This is a genomic window from Chryseobacterium sp. FH2 (assembly GCF_001045455.1).
Classification (GTDB): Bacteria; Bacteroidota; Bacteroidia; order Flavobacteriales; family Weeksellaceae; genus Chryseobacterium.
On the sequence record NZ_LFNE01000007.1, the window covers coordinates 210,354 to 225,773 of the forward strand.

12 protein-coding genes and 13 tRNA genes are annotated in these 15,420 nt (G+C 34.0%); 22 read left to right on the forward strand and 3 right to left on the reverse strand.

The features are described 5' to 3' along the window. The first annotated feature begins 114 nt into the window (after window positions 1-114). From ACM39_RS12695 to ACM39_RS12780, 21 genes are all read left to right on the forward strand, one after another. Window positions 115-774, forward strand: a complete 660-nt coding sequence (locus ACM39_RS12695) for a hypothetical protein (RefSeq protein ID WP_048511483.1) — start codon at window positions 115-117, stop codon at window positions 772-774. After that, a complete protein-coding gene (locus ACM39_RS12700) occupies window positions 758-1,891 on the forward strand; it encodes an AAA family ATPase (RefSeq protein ID WP_048511416.1) in 1,134 nt (377 codons plus the stop codon). The genes ACM39_RS12695 and ACM39_RS12700 overlap by 17 nt, the downstream gene beginning before the upstream one ends. Continuing rightward, window positions 1,864-2,607 carry a hypothetical protein gene (locus tag ACM39_RS12705; protein ID WP_048511417.1) on the forward strand — a complete coding sequence of 248 codons (744 nt, stop codon included), beginning with the start codon at window positions 1,864-1,866 and terminating at the stop codon, window positions 2,605-2,607. The genes ACM39_RS12700 and ACM39_RS12705 overlap by 28 nt, the downstream gene beginning before the upstream one ends. Then, entirely contained in the window at window positions 2,598-4,991 is a 2,394-nt protein-coding gene (locus ACM39_RS12710; protein ID WP_048511418.1) for a hypothetical protein, read from the forward strand. Before ACM39_RS12705 ends, ACM39_RS12710 begins: the two co-directional genes overlap by 10 nt. Then, entirely contained in the window at window positions 4,975-6,714 is a 1,740-nt protein-coding gene (locus ACM39_RS12715; RefSeq protein ID WP_048511419.1) for a hypothetical protein, read from the forward strand. The genes ACM39_RS12710 and ACM39_RS12715 overlap by 17 nt, the downstream gene beginning before the upstream one ends. Then, complete coding sequence (locus tag ACM39_RS12720) at window positions 6,707-7,735, forward strand: tetratricopeptide repeat protein (RefSeq protein WP_048511420.1); 1,029 nt, start codon at window positions 6,707-6,709, stop codon at window positions 7,733-7,735. The genes ACM39_RS12715 and ACM39_RS12720 overlap by 8 nt, the downstream gene beginning before the upstream one ends. A 750-nt stretch (window positions 7,736-8,485) precedes the next feature. Continuing rightward, window positions 8,486-8,553 (forward strand) — tRNA-His (locus ACM39_RS12725). Window positions 8,554-8,562: 9 nt separating this feature from the next. Beyond that, a tRNA-Ile gene (locus tag ACM39_RS12730) sits at window positions 8,563-8,636 on the forward strand. Window positions 8,637-8,643: 7 nt separating this feature from the next. Then, a tRNA-Lys gene (locus ACM39_RS12735) sits at window positions 8,644-8,717 on the forward strand. A 5-nt stretch (window positions 8,718-8,722) separates the two neighbouring features. Continuing rightward, window positions 8,723-8,788 (forward strand) — tRNA-Arg (locus ACM39_RS19225). Window positions 8,789-8,885: 97 nt separating this feature from the next. Then, a tRNA-Asp gene (locus tag ACM39_RS19230) sits at window positions 8,886-8,957 on the forward strand. Window positions 8,958-9,028: 71 nt separating this feature from the next. Next, a tRNA-Pro gene (locus tag ACM39_RS12740) sits at window positions 9,029-9,103 on the forward strand. 3 nt (window positions 9,104-9,106) lie between these two features. After that, window positions 9,107-9,178, forward strand: a tRNA-Glu gene (locus ACM39_RS12745). A gap of 86 nt (window positions 9,179-9,264) precedes the next feature. Next, window positions 9,265-9,336 (forward strand) — tRNA-Asn (locus ACM39_RS12750). Window positions 9,337-9,647: 311 nt separating this feature from the next. Further along, window positions 9,648-9,729: transfer RNA gene (locus ACM39_RS19235), tRNA-Cys, on the forward strand. Between the two features lie 163 nt (window positions 9,730-9,892). After that, a tRNA-Tyr gene (locus tag ACM39_RS12755) sits at window positions 9,893-9,976 on the forward strand. Between the two features lie 82 nt (window positions 9,977-10,058). After that, window positions 10,059-10,131 (forward strand) — tRNA-Glu (locus ACM39_RS12760). Between the two features lie 204 nt (window positions 10,132-10,335). Then, window positions 10,336-10,409: transfer RNA gene (locus tag ACM39_RS12765), tRNA-Leu, on the forward strand. A 76-nt stretch (window positions 10,410-10,485) separates the two neighbouring features. Next, window positions 10,486-10,558 (forward strand) — tRNA-Phe (locus tag ACM39_RS12770). A 133-nt stretch (window positions 10,559-10,691) separates the two neighbouring features. Continuing rightward, complete coding sequence (locus ACM39_RS12775; RefSeq protein ID WP_048511421.1) at window positions 10,692-11,177, forward strand: ribonuclease H-like YkuK family protein; 486 nt, start codon at window positions 10,692-10,694, stop codon at window positions 11,175-11,177. A gap of 18 nt (window positions 11,178-11,195) precedes the next feature. Then, the gene (locus tag ACM39_RS12780) at window positions 11,196-11,747 is read left to right on the forward strand and encodes a 3'-5' exonuclease (RefSeq protein WP_048511422.1); all 552 of its coding nucleotides are present in this window, start codon (window positions 11,196-11,198) and stop codon (window positions 11,745-11,747) included. A 49-nt stretch (window positions 11,748-11,796) separates the two neighbouring features. On the opposite strand, the gene ACM39_RS12785 is transcribed toward ACM39_RS12780, so the two are convergent. From ACM39_RS12785 to ACM39_RS12795, 3 genes are all read right to left on the reverse strand, one after another. Then, window positions 11,797-12,243 (reverse strand): VOC family protein, encoded by a 447-nt coding sequence (locus tag ACM39_RS12785; RefSeq protein ID WP_048511423.1) that lies wholly within the window; start codon window positions 12,241-12,243, stop codon window positions 11,797-11,799. Window positions 12,244-12,407: 164 nt separating this feature from the next. Continuing rightward, a complete protein-coding gene (locus ACM39_RS12790) occupies window positions 12,408-12,755 on the reverse strand; it encodes a hypothetical protein (protein WP_048511484.1) in 348 nt (115 codons plus the stop codon). 10 nt (window positions 12,756-12,765) lie between these two features. Beyond that, a complete protein-coding gene (locus ACM39_RS12795; RefSeq protein ID WP_048511424.1) occupies window positions 12,766-13,191 on the reverse strand; it encodes a helix-turn-helix domain-containing protein in 426 nt (141 codons plus the stop codon). 569 nt (window positions 13,192-13,760) lie between these two features. On the opposite strand from ACM39_RS12795, the gene ACM39_RS12800 reads away from it, so the two are divergent. Next, window positions 13,761-15,287 carry a SulP family inorganic anion transporter gene (locus tag ACM39_RS12800; RefSeq protein ID WP_048511425.1) on the forward strand — a complete coding sequence of 509 codons (1,527 nt, stop codon included), beginning with the start codon at window positions 13,761-13,763 and terminating at the stop codon, window positions 15,285-15,287. Window positions 15,288-15,420 lie beyond the last annotated feature (133 nt).

The window sequence follows — 15,420 nt, forward strand, 5'->3', positions numbered from 1 at the left end:
TATATAAAATTGTTTTTGATTATATTTTAAAACAAAAGAAAAAATATTATTTAATTATCAATCATTCATTTAAAGATTACAATTCACAAATAATATTTTTATTTTTGTTAGATGATGGAAACCAAATCCCCATTTTTAGATACTTTATTTCTGCTTCGAAAGGATGAATGCATTACAATTTTCACAGATATCCAGGAAATTACAAAAAAAGAAGAGCAGGATGCCGGTGATTATTTAGAATCCGAGTTTGAAAAAGAAAAACTGGAATTTTTATCGGATACAACAGGTTGTAACCGCGAAACGGCAGTTTGGGCGGCAAAAGTTTTGTATCACAGTGTGCAGATGCACCTGATAAGAAAAGGAACGGGAAAAGATCTGAACAAATTAATTCCCGCTTTTAAAGGAATAAGAGATATTTCTTCAATATTATCTGCGGATTTATCACTGAGGTTTTTACCGCAAATAATTGAAGTGCTTACCATTGCAGATCCTGAAGATGTTTTAGTAAAAATGTTGGAAGAAATTTTGCTGCCATTTCATTATTCAGGAATTGGCTATGATTTAGATTTGGAAAAAATCAATTGGGAAGAAGAATTAAAAGATAAAACATACCGAAAATTATATCTTGAAAGAATTGTGGAAAAGAAAGCTTATAAGCTGGCTGAAATTCCTTATATCAATCAGTTGTTGATAGCAGAATTTGGCTTATACAAAGATATTTTTTGGAGAGAATTAAAAACAATTAATAACGAAGATAATGACTCAAAATATTGAAAAGTTAAACACAGTTCTCAATTACGTCAAACAAACTTTCGTAGGAAAAAATGATGTGGTTGATTTATTGGGAATCTGTCTGTTAGCCAGAGAAAATGCCTTTTTGTACGGACCTCCGGGAACAGCAAAATCCGCCATTGTAAGAACTTTGGCAAAAACAGTAAAAGACGGTAAAAATTTCGAATATCTTTTAACACGTTTTACAGAACCGAATGAAATTTTTGGCCCTTTTGATATCAGAAAATTAAAGGAAGGTGAATTATTAACCAATACGGAAGGAATGATGCCGGAGGCTTCAATGGTTTTTCTGGATGAAATTTTCAATGCAAATTCTGCAATTTTGAACTCGCTTTTGATGGCTTTGAACGAAAAGATTTTCAAACGAGGGAAAGAAACTAAGCATCTCCCGGCTCTGATGTTTGTGGGAGCGAGTAACGTTCTTCCGGAAGATGAAGCACTAAATGCTTTGTTCGACCGTTTTTTAATTAGAATCAATGTTGATTATGTAAATCCGGATCTTCTTCAGCAGGTACTTTTAGCAGGAAGAAAGCTGGAAAATGACATTGAAACGGAGACGCCGGAAATTCTTTCGCATGAAATAAAAGAACTTCAAAACCTTTGTAAAACAATTGATTTGAAACCGATTTATGAAGTGTATCTGAATACAATCATAAGCCTTCGAAACACTGGAATTGCAATTTCCGACCGTAGAGCGGTGAAGCTGCAGAATCTTATCGCGGCAAGTGCTTTGATTTGTGGAAGAAATGAAGCTGTTCTTTCTGATTTGTGGGTGTTGAAACATATCTGGGATACAGAAGAACAGATTGAAATACTGGAAGGAATTATCAACAGAACGATTGAAAAAGATGAAAATCCGCAGTCTCATCCACAAGCTTTACAAAATAAAACACCTAATCCGGAAGAGGTAATGAAAGATGTGAAAATTTTAATCGAAAAATGGGAAGGGGAAACATTGAATTTTGAAGAGCAAAATGTGATTAAAGATAAACTGAGATACCTGCAAACCCGTTGTGACTGGATAAAAAATCCTGAACAGAAACAATATATTCAAAAAGAAATCGAAAGTCTATGGCAGAAGATTCTTCAAAGCGTATGATAGAATTTTGGGCAGAATTTCCTCGTGCTGATGAAGATTTTTTAGGCTCAATCCGTGATTGGAAAAATCTGCAGATTGCGGTGGATGATGATGTAATCTGGCTCAGAGGCTTTACCGAAGAACAGGCTGTTTCTTCGGAAATTCAGCAGTTGCCGAATTTCTTGCTTTATGAATTGCGTGACGGGCTTTTATTCAGGAAAGATGCATTGGTTCCGAGTAAAAAAATGAGAACTGCTTTACTTTGGATGTCGATTCACAAGGCTTTACCGCTTACTTTTCCAGTTTCAAATCAGAATTTTTTTGGAATTGATGGAAAAGTCCGGGCCAAATTAATATTCAGTGAGGAAGAGCAACCCGCAATCGCTTTGTTAAGCTCAATGCATGAAATTAAAGATAATATCATTGCTTTACCAAAGTTTAAACTCGAAAAAATAGACTGGGTCGTTATTAATGATAAAGCTTTGTTTTTGGGAACACCTTTGCTGGGTCTTCCCGGGAAAACTTTTTGGATGAAAGACAATCATTTTTTACCGGCAGGCTTAGATTTTGAGTTTAAAAATCTAAGCTTATTATTACAAAAAAAATATAATGAAGGACAGAACAAATGGCTTTTATGGGACGAAAACGGAAGTTATTTGGCTATCGATAAAAATGATTTCCGAAAATTATCGGTAAGCTCATTTCGTCTCACTGAAAAATCACAAGAATGGATTTAAACCAATATTTCCAATCGTATGAAAATTATTTCTGGGAATGGACGACTGATGAAGACGTTCCGGATGCTTCGGGTTATAATGAAAATAATCTTATTTCAATTCCGAAGGTAGGAGCAATAGCGTACAGAGCATATGTTATTGAGGTTTTGAAAGCGTTGAAAATAGGTTTTCCAAGTTTCAGCTCATTACTTTTGACCTTATATGCAACACAAGATGGCTGTATAGATTTTAATGAGATTTTGGCTCCCGTCAAGAATTTTTACGGCTCTGGAGAAGATGTTCGTAAAGTTATTGATGAAACCACTGAATTTCTTGAAAAAATAAAAGTTTTACCAAAGGCTTATAAACAAGGACAAAATAGAATTATTCTTTTACATTCTTTGTTTCTTAATACTTCTGGAATAAGGATATCTTCAGGAAATTCTGAGCTTATTCTAGGAAGATACAGAAAAAGACCGCATAAAATTTCAGAATGTGCAGTTAAAAAATATGCAACACCATCATTTGTTGTTAATGATTTAGGAATATTTATCTATTTAAACAGAAGATTTCCAACGGCTGAATCTGTTATTGATATTTTAAAAGATGAAATTGAAGATCTTAATTTAGAAGAAGAAATTGTAGAAGATGATGCAACCGTCGAGAGTGGAAATAGAGACTTCATCCAGGAGCTTATCGAAGAACCGAAAACTTTTCAGGTTGGAAGTCTGATCAAAAGAATCTGGAGCGGTCTGAAAATTCCGATGAAGCATCTTTCTCCTGGTGAACAGCCAATTGGAGGGATTTCGGATATGACCAATAAAGGTGAACTTCACAGAATGCTTTTGTCTGAATTTGCCAACGAAGATGAGATTTTTATCAGTAGAATTGCCAATAATGAAGCGCTTTTTATCCAGCGCGAAATTCCGCCTGAAGAAAATATTTTTGAAAGAATAATTTTAATTGATACTTCACTTAAAAACTGGGGGACACCAAAAGTATTAGCTTTTGCTTCTACGATTGCGATTATAAAACATCCGAAAGCTCATTCTGAATGCAAAGTTTTTGCTTTGGGCAAAAGGATTATCCCTATTTCACTGGATAATATCGAAGACGTTGTAGAAAACCTGAACCAAGTTAGCGGGATACTGGATGTCTCTCCTGTATTGGAGGAATTTTTCCAGAAAGAAAGAACGGAAAAGGATTTAGAAGTGTTTTTTATTACCAATGAAGAAAATTTAGACAATGAAAATCTTCAAAAAGTTATCCATGAAAACAGAAACCGACTGAAATTTGTGGTGACAACCTCTTCTGATGGTGAACTGAATTTTTATAAACATCATAAGGGAACGAAAAAGCATATACAGAAAATTTTACTTCCGCTGCAGGAATTGTGGGCAAATCCTCCAAAGAGAAAAATTAAAAATAATGTTTCTGTAAATGGAAGCAAAACTCCGGTTCCGCTGAATTATCCGTTATTGTTTCCAACTCCGAAACAAAGAATTGCAACATTTTTGTATGAAGGGGAATTTTATATTTTAACCAATAAAAAACAGCTGCTAAAGACCTATCTGTCGGATAATTATTATAACAAAAATATTTATTTAAACTCAAGTATTCATCGTGGTTCTGAAGTTTTAGTTGAAAATATTTCCGTAAAACCGAAAGGACAATTTGCTTTAGCTAAAGATAAAGCCGGAAGATATGTGCTTTGCCAATACCAACCGGATAAAAAGTTGCTTTCAAAGCTAAATTTAAACACAAAAGAATATTCTGAACTGAATGTAACAGGGCAAAATATACCACTGAATTTCAGGCTGATTTATTTTAACAGAAGTTTTTATCTCTATCAGGATGGTTTTCCAACAATTTTTAAAATAAATATTGAAGGACACATTTCAATAGAGCAGATGGAAATGAATGAAGATATAGATAGACGTGATGTGAGAAATATAACGGAATTGGCGAGATTATCAAATGGCGGGACAAATATTTTAAGCAATTTTGGTAAAATAGGAATTAATGAAGCTCAGGAATTGGTTGTTTCAAAACTGGCATTAATACGACAATTTGATAATGTATATAATTTTCATAAAAATTATATAGATATTGAAGTTTTGGCCAGCCAGGACAAAAATAAATTCACTTTTGAAGATGGAAGCGAAATCATAACAGACCCTCGCGGAATGCTTACATTCATGAGCAGCAATAAGCATATTCCTACATTTTATATGCCTTCTACACACTATGGTTATCTGGCTTTGGCTACAGAAAAAGATTTTGGAGGTTCAGAATATTATTTGCCAAAAAATAGCAGGCTGAAAGTAAAAGAAATGGATGAAATGTATTCTGATTATATGAAAGTTTTTATTAAACATATTTTGGATTATGGAACTAAGAATTAAACCTTTTCCGAAAAATATTTATCCTAAGAAAGGACTTTTAATCAAAAGCTCTTCACCTTTAGTATGGCTTCGGGAAATGGAATTTTTGGGCATTAATCTGAATCAGATAAAATCATTTGCCATTCCTTCAAACGAACCGAATGTTTTATACGGATGTTTTTTGATTTTTAATCATCTTGCTCCAGACGAAATTGGAAAAAACGCTTATTTCCAAAGTGTACAGGATAAACTGTTCATTCCGGAAAATACTATTTTTTACCCTCAGATCATTCCCGAAGAATGGAGAGAAATGGATGCTGAATATCTTATCATGCATCCTGATTTTGGCCTGGTAAAATTATCCGCAGAAATTGACTGGCTTGATGTGATTGAAAATCCTGTTGAAGATAATTCTACCGTAAGAAAACCTTCAAATGGCGTGAAAATTCCTCAGAAAATTGAGAATTACACGGTAGAGATGGATGATGAAAGGGTTTTAGAAGCACTTCAAAAACCAAAAACTGACGAAGAATGGATGAAAGACCTGCCCTTTGACATGAAAAAAGTGATGGCGGGAAATAAAAAAGAAATTGAGAAATATTTAAAATATATTGAACAGCATCCTGACAGAATTGTTGATTTGGGCGTTCCCTTAGACGTAATGGGAACTTCCAGAGGCGATGGTTTTGGAAAATTTACCTTTGATAATGGTTGGCTTAAAGATCTTTTCGGTGGAGGTCAAAATGGAAGAGATACAGGAGGTTTTTCGAATGGACAAAACGGTTCAGAAAAAAGAAGTTATTTCTGGATTTTCTGGGTTATTTTGATTATTGCTTCGATCATTCGATTTGCTTTAAAGTGGGACAAAATGAATTCTTCTCCACAGGAAAGTGAAGCTGTTACAAATTCAACAGGAAATAATTCAGGTAAAATTTCAAAAATACCTTCAGATCCTTTGATGTTCGAATCCGGTGTAACTGAAATTGATATAAAAATTGATTCTATATATAGAGAGAAACGGGATGATCTTTCAAGAGAATTATCGAGAGCACAGCATGTCTATTCTGCCAATGATGAGTCGATCATTGAGGATCATAAAGCAAAAGGCGGAAGAAGTCTGGAAACAGTGGAAAACGATATCGCAATCACGAAAAATAAAATGAGGAGATCTAAAGACTCTCTGAAAAGGATTTATAAAAAAAAGATAGCGAAGCAGGTAGAAAGTAATGCTGAAAATTATCAACGGAAAATTGCAGATTCCATCAAAAAGGCCAATAACGGAAGACCTGCAGATAAAGGGATTGTAAGAAGTGTCTGGAATAAAAAGCAAATCTTAATGATTGACTCTCTTGGACATTATTACGGAACGAAAGAAGAGCCGGATTTGCCCGTAATTCATGACGGAAAAGACAATTTGAAGGCATTGGAAAATTCTTCGCCTAAAAATAACACTTCCTTTATGGAAATCATTTGGCTGATTGCTTTTATGATAGGTGCAGTGGGAATTTATAACTATTTGGTAAGAAGAAATTATTTTGATCTCGGGGGCGGTGATCTTCCGGTAGGAGTGAAAGTTTTATTAGTAGTAATTCTCTTGGGAATGCTGATTTATATTTTCTATCCGTTAATCAACATGTTTGGATACAACTGGTTTGTGTGGTTGCTCATTGTGTGTGTGGTAGTTGTACTTTACCGTTTATTCAGTAAAGATAAAACCATCCTAAAATCTGATAAAAATGGATAAGCAAAAGTTTACAGATAAATTCATTGCAGCGCTTTGTATTCTGATATTTATTAAAATATTAGGCATTTTGGCTGAGCTTTTTCACAAAAGTTTTTGGGAAGTTGTCGGTACGCTCATCGTTTTCGCTGTAGTGGCAGTTATCATCCTTATTGTTGTTATTTTTCAGTCAGATAAAGAGAAAAATGGAGATAATCATTCAGGAAGAGCAGGAAGGTTGATGGGCGGAAATAGCTTCTATATCGAAACCTCAGTTTTTGATAGGATTCATAATATGTATGAAGATAGGGCTCAGAAATATATTGATGAAAAAGATTACAGAAATGCAGCCAAAGTTTATATAAATCTTTTAAGGGATAATTATCGTGGTGCGAAAACTCTGGAACAAGGGGAATTATATAATGAAGCGGCTGTAATTTATTTAAAAAAATTACACAATAAATCGGAAGCTGCGTCTTGCTATGAAAAAGCCAAACAGTACAAAAAAGCAATTGATCTTTGCAAAGAACTTAGATATAATGAAAAAGTAGGGGATTTATATAGAGAGATTAATGACATTAAAAATTCAGATTCTTATTATCAGATAGTTGCAGATGAGTATGTGAAATATAATCAAATGGTAAAAGCATCTTTAATTTACCGTAAAAAAATGGAAAAACCTGAAGAAGCTCAAAAGATTTTATTAAAAGGCTGGAATGAAAATAAAGATGCATTCAATTGCCTTAATAATTACTTCAATAATATTTTTGATGTAAAAAAACTGGATGACGAAATTCTGGATTTATATGCAAAGGCTCCTTCCGATAAAAAATTAATCTACCTGGAAGCAATGAAATATGAATTTAAAAAAACTCCGGAACTTCAGTCTACAACCAGAAATATTGCCTACGAAATTATTTCAGAAAATATGAAAGCTCATTCTGAAATTGTAAATGAATTAAAACACTTCAACCCCGAAGATGAGGTGATTTTAAAAGATATATCGAGATATAAAATGGGCAGAAATAAAATGTTTGGATATTAAAATTGGTCAAGTAATATAGAAAAAGATTTATCTTTGCGGCAATATAATTATGACAATACAAAGAGCACATATCAGTTTAAATCTATGCGATCACCCTGTACTAAAGGGATCGTTTGGATATGAATGGATAATATGGAATGAGGCGAAATGTGCTTGCTTTGGAAATTATTTACTGTAAACTCGTAAAAATTTAATCAAAATACTGCAAAAACGCTTCGATTGTCGGGGCGTTTTTTGTGTTTTTAGCGTAGAAATTATTTAGAATGAAAAAAAATAACCATAAAAGTGAAAATTATTTAATTAATAATGGACAATTAATAAGTAAATAAAGAGTGATAAGTAAACCGATGAGAGACAGTCATTTAGGTAATTAAACTATCTGTAAAGTATTACGGACAGAAATTCTCTATTCTAAATTTAAATCATAATTATTTGATTTTCAAATGTTTAATTGAAAAATAAATTTGCGAGTTAAAAAAAATCATATTTACTTTGCAACCGAAAATTAAAAGCAACAAGTTTGCAACCTATCAACAAAAAATAATTTTTAAATAACAAGAATATAATGAAACAATTACATAACATATCTAATCAGTTTTCAAGAGTATACGGACAGGAGCCGAAAGGATATACATGTATTCTTGACAGTAAATTTGTGGATAAGAGGTGCCCATATATAGGGATCAGCTAATGAACTGATACATCAAATATAAAGCGCCTCCCCAAAAGAGGCGCTTTTTTTATGGTTTCTTTAGCTTATTTGGTAAAGCGCCGGTTTGTGGCACCGGAGAACAGGGTTCGATTCCCGGAGATACCCAAAGCTATAAAATCGCATAGCTCAATTGGTTGGAGCATCGACCTGATACGTCGAAGGTTGAAGGTTCGAGTCCTTCTGCGATTACAAAAATAATCTCATAGCTCAATTGGTTAGAGCACTAGTCTTTTAAACTAGGGGTTGAAAGTTCAAGTCTTTCTGGGATTACACCAGTCTCGTAGCTCAATTGGATGGGTTTTCTAAACCCAGGGTTACAGGTTCAACTCCTGTCGAGGCCACAAAAGGAGAGCAGGCAAATATTGGTTTGTTGCGGCTTACTGCTAATGAGTTCTACGACAGTAGTGAAGGTTCGATTCCTTTGCTCTCCGCAAAAAAGGTCTATTGAGGTAATGGCTAACCTGCCCGACTGTCTCTCGGGCACTGCGAGTTCGATTCTCGCATAGACCGCAAAGATTCACTGAAAAAAACTTCAAATCCGACTGTCTCTCGGAGACGGTTTTTAAAGTGAATCTGCAAAACTGTAAAGATAACGGTGGTTGTTTACCCGCCTTGGACGCGGGAGGTCGCAAGTTCGAATCTTGCTTTCCAGACCATTTGCTCCATTAGCATAGAGGTTAGTGCATTCGGTTTTCTACCGGACGACAAGGGTTCGATTCCCTTATGGAGTACAACAGGTTTCGTAGTTCACTTGATTGGAGCATCGATCTGATACACGAAGGTTGAAGGTTCGGATACTTCCGAAAGTACAAAAAGAGATTCCGTAGCTCAATGGTAGAGCGCTGGTCTGTTAAACCAGAAGTTGAAAGTTCGAGTCTTTCCGGAATCGCAAATAATTAAATGTTAATTGTTTAAGGAGAAAAAGAAGAGGTCTGTCGAGAGTAGAAGGTCTTACGCCAAAAACACGATATAATATAGACAGGCTTTTTCTTAACTCAAAAAAAGAATTGATATTTAAAGGTTGGAAGTTGGATGAAGAGGAGGGGATGAAAGGAAATTAAATATCATATAAATTTTAGGTAAATAAAGTTTGTCGAAGCGCAGAAGTTCTTATATCAAACAAAAAAATTAAGACAGGCTTTATTTTTTAGAATATAGTTAAAATTACTCATTATTAATTTGATGATTACACATAAAAATGATGGTTCGCCGAAGTGGAAGAGTCGGGGCGGTCTGCAAAACCGTTGTGAAAACTGAGTGGGTTTGAATCCCATAACCATCTCAAATAACTAAAATGAGATTAGTTTCGAAGAAAAAATAAAAGTTTGTCGAGCGTAGAAGTTCTTATATCAAACAAATAAATAATGACAGGCTTTGTTTTCTTCAAAAAGTAATTAGAGGTTAGAATTTAGTTTAAAATATTTTTAGTCTCTATCCTGAAAAAAGGAAATACGCCGAAGTTGGAGAGTCGGGACAGACTGTAAATCTGTTGCTTTATTGCTGAGCAGGTTCGAATCCTGCTATTTCCACAAAACCGCTGGTAATGTAATGGCAGCATGCAGGAAATGTACTCTTGTTGTTTAGGTTCGATTCCTAGTCAGTTGGTTAATTGCTCTATTCGTCTAACGGTTCAGGACGCCTGCCTTTCGAGCAGAAAATATGGGTTCGATTCCCTTATAGAGTACTAGGTTAAATGGAAAGAGAAAAGTTTGTCAGGCGCAGAAGTTCTTTACAAATATTACAGGCATAGTTTATAAATATCGACAAGCTTTTCTCAGACCTTGAAGATGAGTAATAAATAATGGATAATGAGTAATCCTGCCAATGCTGAAATTGTGAATAGTAAAATTTAAAGAGATTATTAACTATACTTATTGCTCATCAACTTGCGGGAATGGTGGAAATGGTAGACACACTTGATTTAGGCTCAAGGTTTTGAGGGTTCGAATCCCTCTTTCCGTACAAAATCTATGTGGCGAGTAATTATTGTGAGTATAAATTATTAAGTACGAATTTTTTAATTCCCATATAAAAAAATGGAAGAGTGGTGTAGCAGGTCTGCACGTTAGTCTGAAAAACTAAAGGTACAGGTTCGATTCCTGTCTGTTCCGCAAAATTGATTCATAGTGTAATTGGCCAGCACGCAAGACTTTGACTCTTGTTCTTCGGGTTCAAGTTCTGATGAATTAACAAAAATAAACAAATTAATAGTTAAACAAAGCAAATTTAAAACATGTAGAAACAATGGAAACGCAACAACAAAAATGGCAGAATATGACGGGAAAAATTTTCCAACACTCTATCACAGAGCTGGTAGAAGAAGCCATCATCCGCGAACAGGCAAATGGACACCGACTGAAAGTTTGTGTGGGTTCAGATTCCCACGTGTATGGTCATGCCATCAATTATGCTACAGCAGTTGTCTTTATTCGTGAGGGAAAAGGAGCGTTTGCCTTTATCAGAAAAGAGAGAGAAATACAGAGTATCAGTATCAAAGAGCGAATGTTAAACGAAGTCAACAAATCTGTAGAAATCGCCTATGCAATTTGCTCTATTCTGGAAACTTATGATGTGGAAATGGAGGTGCACGCAGACATTAACACCGATCCGGATTTCAAATCCAATGTCGCTTTGAAAGACGCGATGGGATATATTCTGGGAATGGGATATGTGTTTAAAGCAAAGCCTTATGCGTTTGCCAGTTCTAATTGTGCTGATATGATGGTTTAATCTTAAAAAATAAAAAAAATGAAAACAACAGATAAAATATTAATTATAGACCTCGAAGCCACATGTTGGAATGATCGCCCGCCGAGAGGTCAGGAGAGTGAAATCATAGAAATCGGAGTTTGCATCATGGATCCAGAAACCGGTAAGATTTCACAAAATGAAGGGATTTTAGTGAAACCTCAATATTCAAAAGTAAGCCCGTTTTGTACGGAATTGACTTCTATTACCCAACAGATGCTTGATGATGAGGGTGTTTTTCTTGAAGACGCTTTAGATATTCTGAGAGCAGAATATGATTCTGAAGATTTGACTTGGGCAAGTTATGGAAATTATGACCTGAACATGCTTCAGAATCAGGCAAAAAGATTCAATATAGATTATCCATTGAGTCATGACCATATTAATGTAAAAACTTTATTTGGAGAACTGCATCCCGCAGTTAGGAAAAGTGTAGGGATGGCAAGGGCTTTAGAAGAATTAAATCTTAGACTTGAAGGCACTCATCATAGGGGTGTGGATGACGCAAAGAATATTGCGAAAATTCTGTATTGGTGTCTGCAACAATATTAATAGTAATTTAAAAGCACAATGATGGCTCCCTTTCAAAAAGGGAGTTTATTTATTTTTTCATTAACCATTCCTCATAAGAAAGTACCCCCAATTTGGGCTTCCCATCTCCTTCTAAAATCGAGATAAACTCAAGTTGATTTCCATCCGGGTCATTAAAATATATTGCTAAAGCGGGCATCCAGGCAAAAACCATGGGTTTGTCAATTCCGTCTCTCAGGAAATTATAAGGTTTTAAATTTTTATTTTTTAAAAAAGCAACGGAATAATTTAAAATATCTTCTTTATCAGCCGTAAAAGCAAAATGTCTCGTTTGTAAATTTTCTTTCTGTTCCCACAAACCCAACATTGATTCTTTATTTTTTCCGATCCATAAAAATGCAATCGGGCGGTTTTCGTCTTTGTGAGCGAATTTCAATCCTAAAACTTTAGTATAAAATTCTATTGCATTTTCCAGATTGCCTACCTGAACATGAGTTTCATATAATCCTTTAATCATAGTTTTGATCTTAAATAAAACAAAGCTAGAAAAGAGATTTTCAAAAACTTTAAACTCTTGATTTCCTTTATATGAAATGAATGATAGATAGATTTTATATATTTTGATTGGTGTCGTTTGTAGCTGGTTTAGCAGTTACCTTGTATTAATATAACAGCCGATAATTAATTTTTATCGGCTTTTATTTTTTCAAATTCTTCTTCAAATGTTTTTTTCCACTTGGCGATTGTAGTTCTGCTTATTTTGTATTTTTTAGACATATAACTTGTTGAGAAACCGTGTTTTTGCTGATATTCTAAAAGCTTAAGCATTGTTTTTTTATCGTATGTCTTTAGCTTTTGATTGTTCTTTTCACTTTCTTTAGACTGCTTGAAAATTTTTTCATTAAAATTTAATACATCTTCTGTTGTATTTAATTTTTTGAGCAGTTCTTTGATTTTTGGATCTTTTAATTTCTCAGGATGTTCCAATTTTAGCATATCCTGATAAATTTTACGATAATTTGGTTTCATAGCTGTTTTTTTATTCAACGTCATCTCTCTTTTGCAGCCATCTGTGAAGTGTACTTTTAGGAATAGAGTATTCTCTGACAACATCACTTTGGCTCATTTCCCCGGAAATAATTCTGTTCATGATAAATTCTTTAATTTCCTGAGTATAAATATTTTTTCTGAAATAAGGGATTTTTTCAGATTTTTGAGTGTTTTTATTGACGGCAGAAGGAGGTGAATATAAAATAAGGTGAGAACTGTAAAGCCTGAAGAAATCATATTCCAAAAGCTTACACCATCTGAGAAGAATATCTGTATCTATAGATTTACTTGTGTAAGTATTTTCAACGAATTCTTCGTTTTTACCCAAAAAATTACAAATTCTATCCATTGTAATTTCTTTTTCATTGACTCTTTCTTTTATAAAATGTCCTATATGTATATCTTTGTATAACATTGATCAAATAATCTTTAATGATTAAACTTATACATTCAAAGAAAAATAGGCGATTGTTTTATTCAGCAGACAGGATGTTACTGTCTTAAAAAAAATCAGAATTATGATTTATATCCTATTATATAATTATATCCAAAGAACTTCCCCTTACATAATATCATTAGATCCTGTCCGTATTGTGAGCGATCATCCTTTCATTGTAATTTTATAAAAATTCATATTTCCAAACCTTTTCCGGTTAAGCCTGAATAATATCTTACCTATTAAGTTCTTTCATGTATTCTCTTATATAATTTTTAATAGTTGATTTTCTTATTCGCCTTTAAAGACGGAATTTTCTTTATAGAATCAAATGAAAAAATCAATATTTTCTTTTTCAAATATAAAAAATAGAAATTAATCCAAACGAAAAATAACTTAAAAATTATCGTTAAAAATTAATTTATACTAAAAAATATACAATAAATAACTATTTGTGTAAAATAAAATACAGTTGTTGTGATGAAAAACGAAGTTTCATTCTTTGAAATTATTTTAAAGTCTATACCTTTGCGACCTTAGTTTAATACATGCGATTATTCAATTTTTCTCAGGAAATAAATTATAAAAATGAGTTATTAGCCGGCCTTACCGTTGCGATGACTATGATTCCGGAATCTCTTTCTTTTGCAATTTTGGCGGGACTTTCGCCACTTACAGGTTTGTATGCAGCTTTTATGATGGGTTTGGTAACTGCTGTTTTTGGAGGGCGTCCGGGAATGGTTTCTGGCGGAGCAGGAGCTACAATTGTAGTTTTAATAGCCTTGATACAGTCTCATGGAATTGAATATCTGCTTGCCACGGTAATTCTTGCAGGAATTTTTCAAATGTTGGTTGGTTTTTTTAAATTGGGAAAATTTGTTCGTCTCATTCCTCAACCTGTAATGTACGGTTTTTTGAACGGTTTGGCTGTCATCATTTTTATGGCGCAAGTTAAACAGTTTAAAATTACAGATGCAAATGGCGCTGTAAGTTGGCTTCAAGGTACTCCTTTATATATAATGACGGGTTTGACGGTATTGACTGTTGCAATTGTTTATTTTTTTCCAAAAATCACTAAAGCTATCCCTGCTTCTTTGGTTGCTATTATCACTATTTTTGCCTTAGTTTTAGGATGTAACATCAACACTAAAACAGTTTCAGATATTGCCCACGTCAGCGGAAGTCTTCCAAATTTTCATATTCCGAATATTCCTTTTTCTTTGGAAACATTGCAGATTATTTTTCCTTATGCCCTGATAATGGCAGGAGTTGGTTTAATAGAATCTCTTTTAACTTTATCAATGGTTGATGAAATTACCAATTCTAAAGGAAATACCAATAAAGAATCCGTAGCACAGGGATTAGCTAATGTTACCAACGGGTTTTTCGGTGGAATGGGAGGCTGTGCGATGGTTGCACAGACTTTGGTTAATATTAATGCCGGATCCAGAGCCCGGCTTTCGGGAATTATTGCATCTGTTACCATTTTAATTATCATTTTAGTTGGTGCTCCATTTATTGAAAAAATTCCGATGGCTGCGTTGGTTGGTGTTATGATGATGGTTTCAGTCAGTACTTTTCAGTGGGTTTCGATTAGAATTGTTAATAAAATGCCAAAATCTGATATTTTTGTAGGGATCACTGTTGCTTTAATTACAATTATTCTTCACAACCTGGCTTTAGCAGTTTTAATTGGAGTTGTAATTTCAGCCTTAGTTTTTGCTTGGGATAATGCAAAAAGAATTCGTGCCAGGAAGCACATTGATGAAAATGGTATTAAATATTACGAAATTTTCGGGCCATTGTTTTTTGGTTCTGTGACAACGTTTACAGATAAATTTGATCCCATCAATGATCCTGACGAAGTTGTCATTGATTTCAAAGAAAGCCGGATTGTAGATATGAGTGCTATCAATGCTTTAGATAAACTATCAAAAAAATACAGCCAGCTGAATAAACAACTGCATTTACGTCATTTAAGTGAAGATTGTATAAAAATGCTTAGGAACGCTGAAGCGGTAATCGAAGTAAATGTCCAGGAAGATCCGACGTACAAAGTAATGCCGGAAAAGTAATTGAGTTGTAGTGTTTGAGCGTTTTTAGAGAGTATTATGTTTGCCATTGCGAGAAGTGAAGCGACGAATCAATCTCGAAGATTGACGAAAAAGTACAGAAAGAAACTTTACCTGTTAACCCAAACAAGGACTG

Bases quoted from the DNA above. Each gene is read 5' to 3' on its own strand.
- ACM39_RS12695 (WP_048511483.1), top strand. From the start codon at position 115: ATGGAAACCAAATCCCCATTTTTAGATACTTTATTTCTGCTTCGAAAG.
- ACM39_RS12700 (WP_048511416.1), top strand. From the start codon at position 758: ATGACTCAAAATATTGAAAAGTTAAACACAGTTCTCAATTACGTCAAA.
- ACM39_RS12705 (WP_048511417.1), top strand. From the start codon at position 1,864: ATGGCAGAAGATTCTTCAAAGCGTATGATAGAATTTTGGGCAGAATTT.
- ACM39_RS12710 (WP_048511418.1), top strand. From the start codon at position 2,598: ATGGATTTAAACCAATATTTCCAATCGTATGAAAATTATTTCTGGGAA.
- ACM39_RS12715 (WP_048511419.1), top strand. From the start codon at position 4,975: ATGGAACTAAGAATTAAACCTTTTCCGAAAAATATTTATCCTAAGAAA.
- ACM39_RS12720 (WP_048511420.1), top strand. From the start codon at position 6,707: ATGGATAAGCAAAAGTTTACAGATAAATTCATTGCAGCGCTTTGTATT.
- ACM39_RS12775 (WP_048511421.1), top strand. From the start codon at position 10,692: ATGGAAACGCAACAACAAAAATGGCAGAATATGACGGGAAAAATTTTC.
- ACM39_RS12780 (WP_048511422.1), top strand. From the start codon at position 11,196: ATGAAAACAACAGATAAAATATTAATTATAGACCTCGAAGCCACATGT.
- ACM39_RS12785 (WP_048511423.1), bottom strand. From the start codon at position 12,243: ATGATTAAAGGATTATATGAAACTCATGTTCAGGTAGGCAATCTGGAA.
- ACM39_RS12790 (WP_048511484.1), bottom strand. From the start codon at position 12,755: ATGAAACCAAATTATCGTAAAATTTATCAGGATATGCTAAAATTGGAA.
- ACM39_RS12795 (WP_048511424.1), bottom strand. From the start codon at position 13,191: ATGTTATACAAAGATATACATATAGGACATTTTATAAAAGAAAGAGTC.
- ACM39_RS12800 (WP_048511425.1), top strand. From the start codon at position 13,761: ATGCGATTATTCAATTTTTCTCAGGAAATAAATTATAAAAATGAGTTA.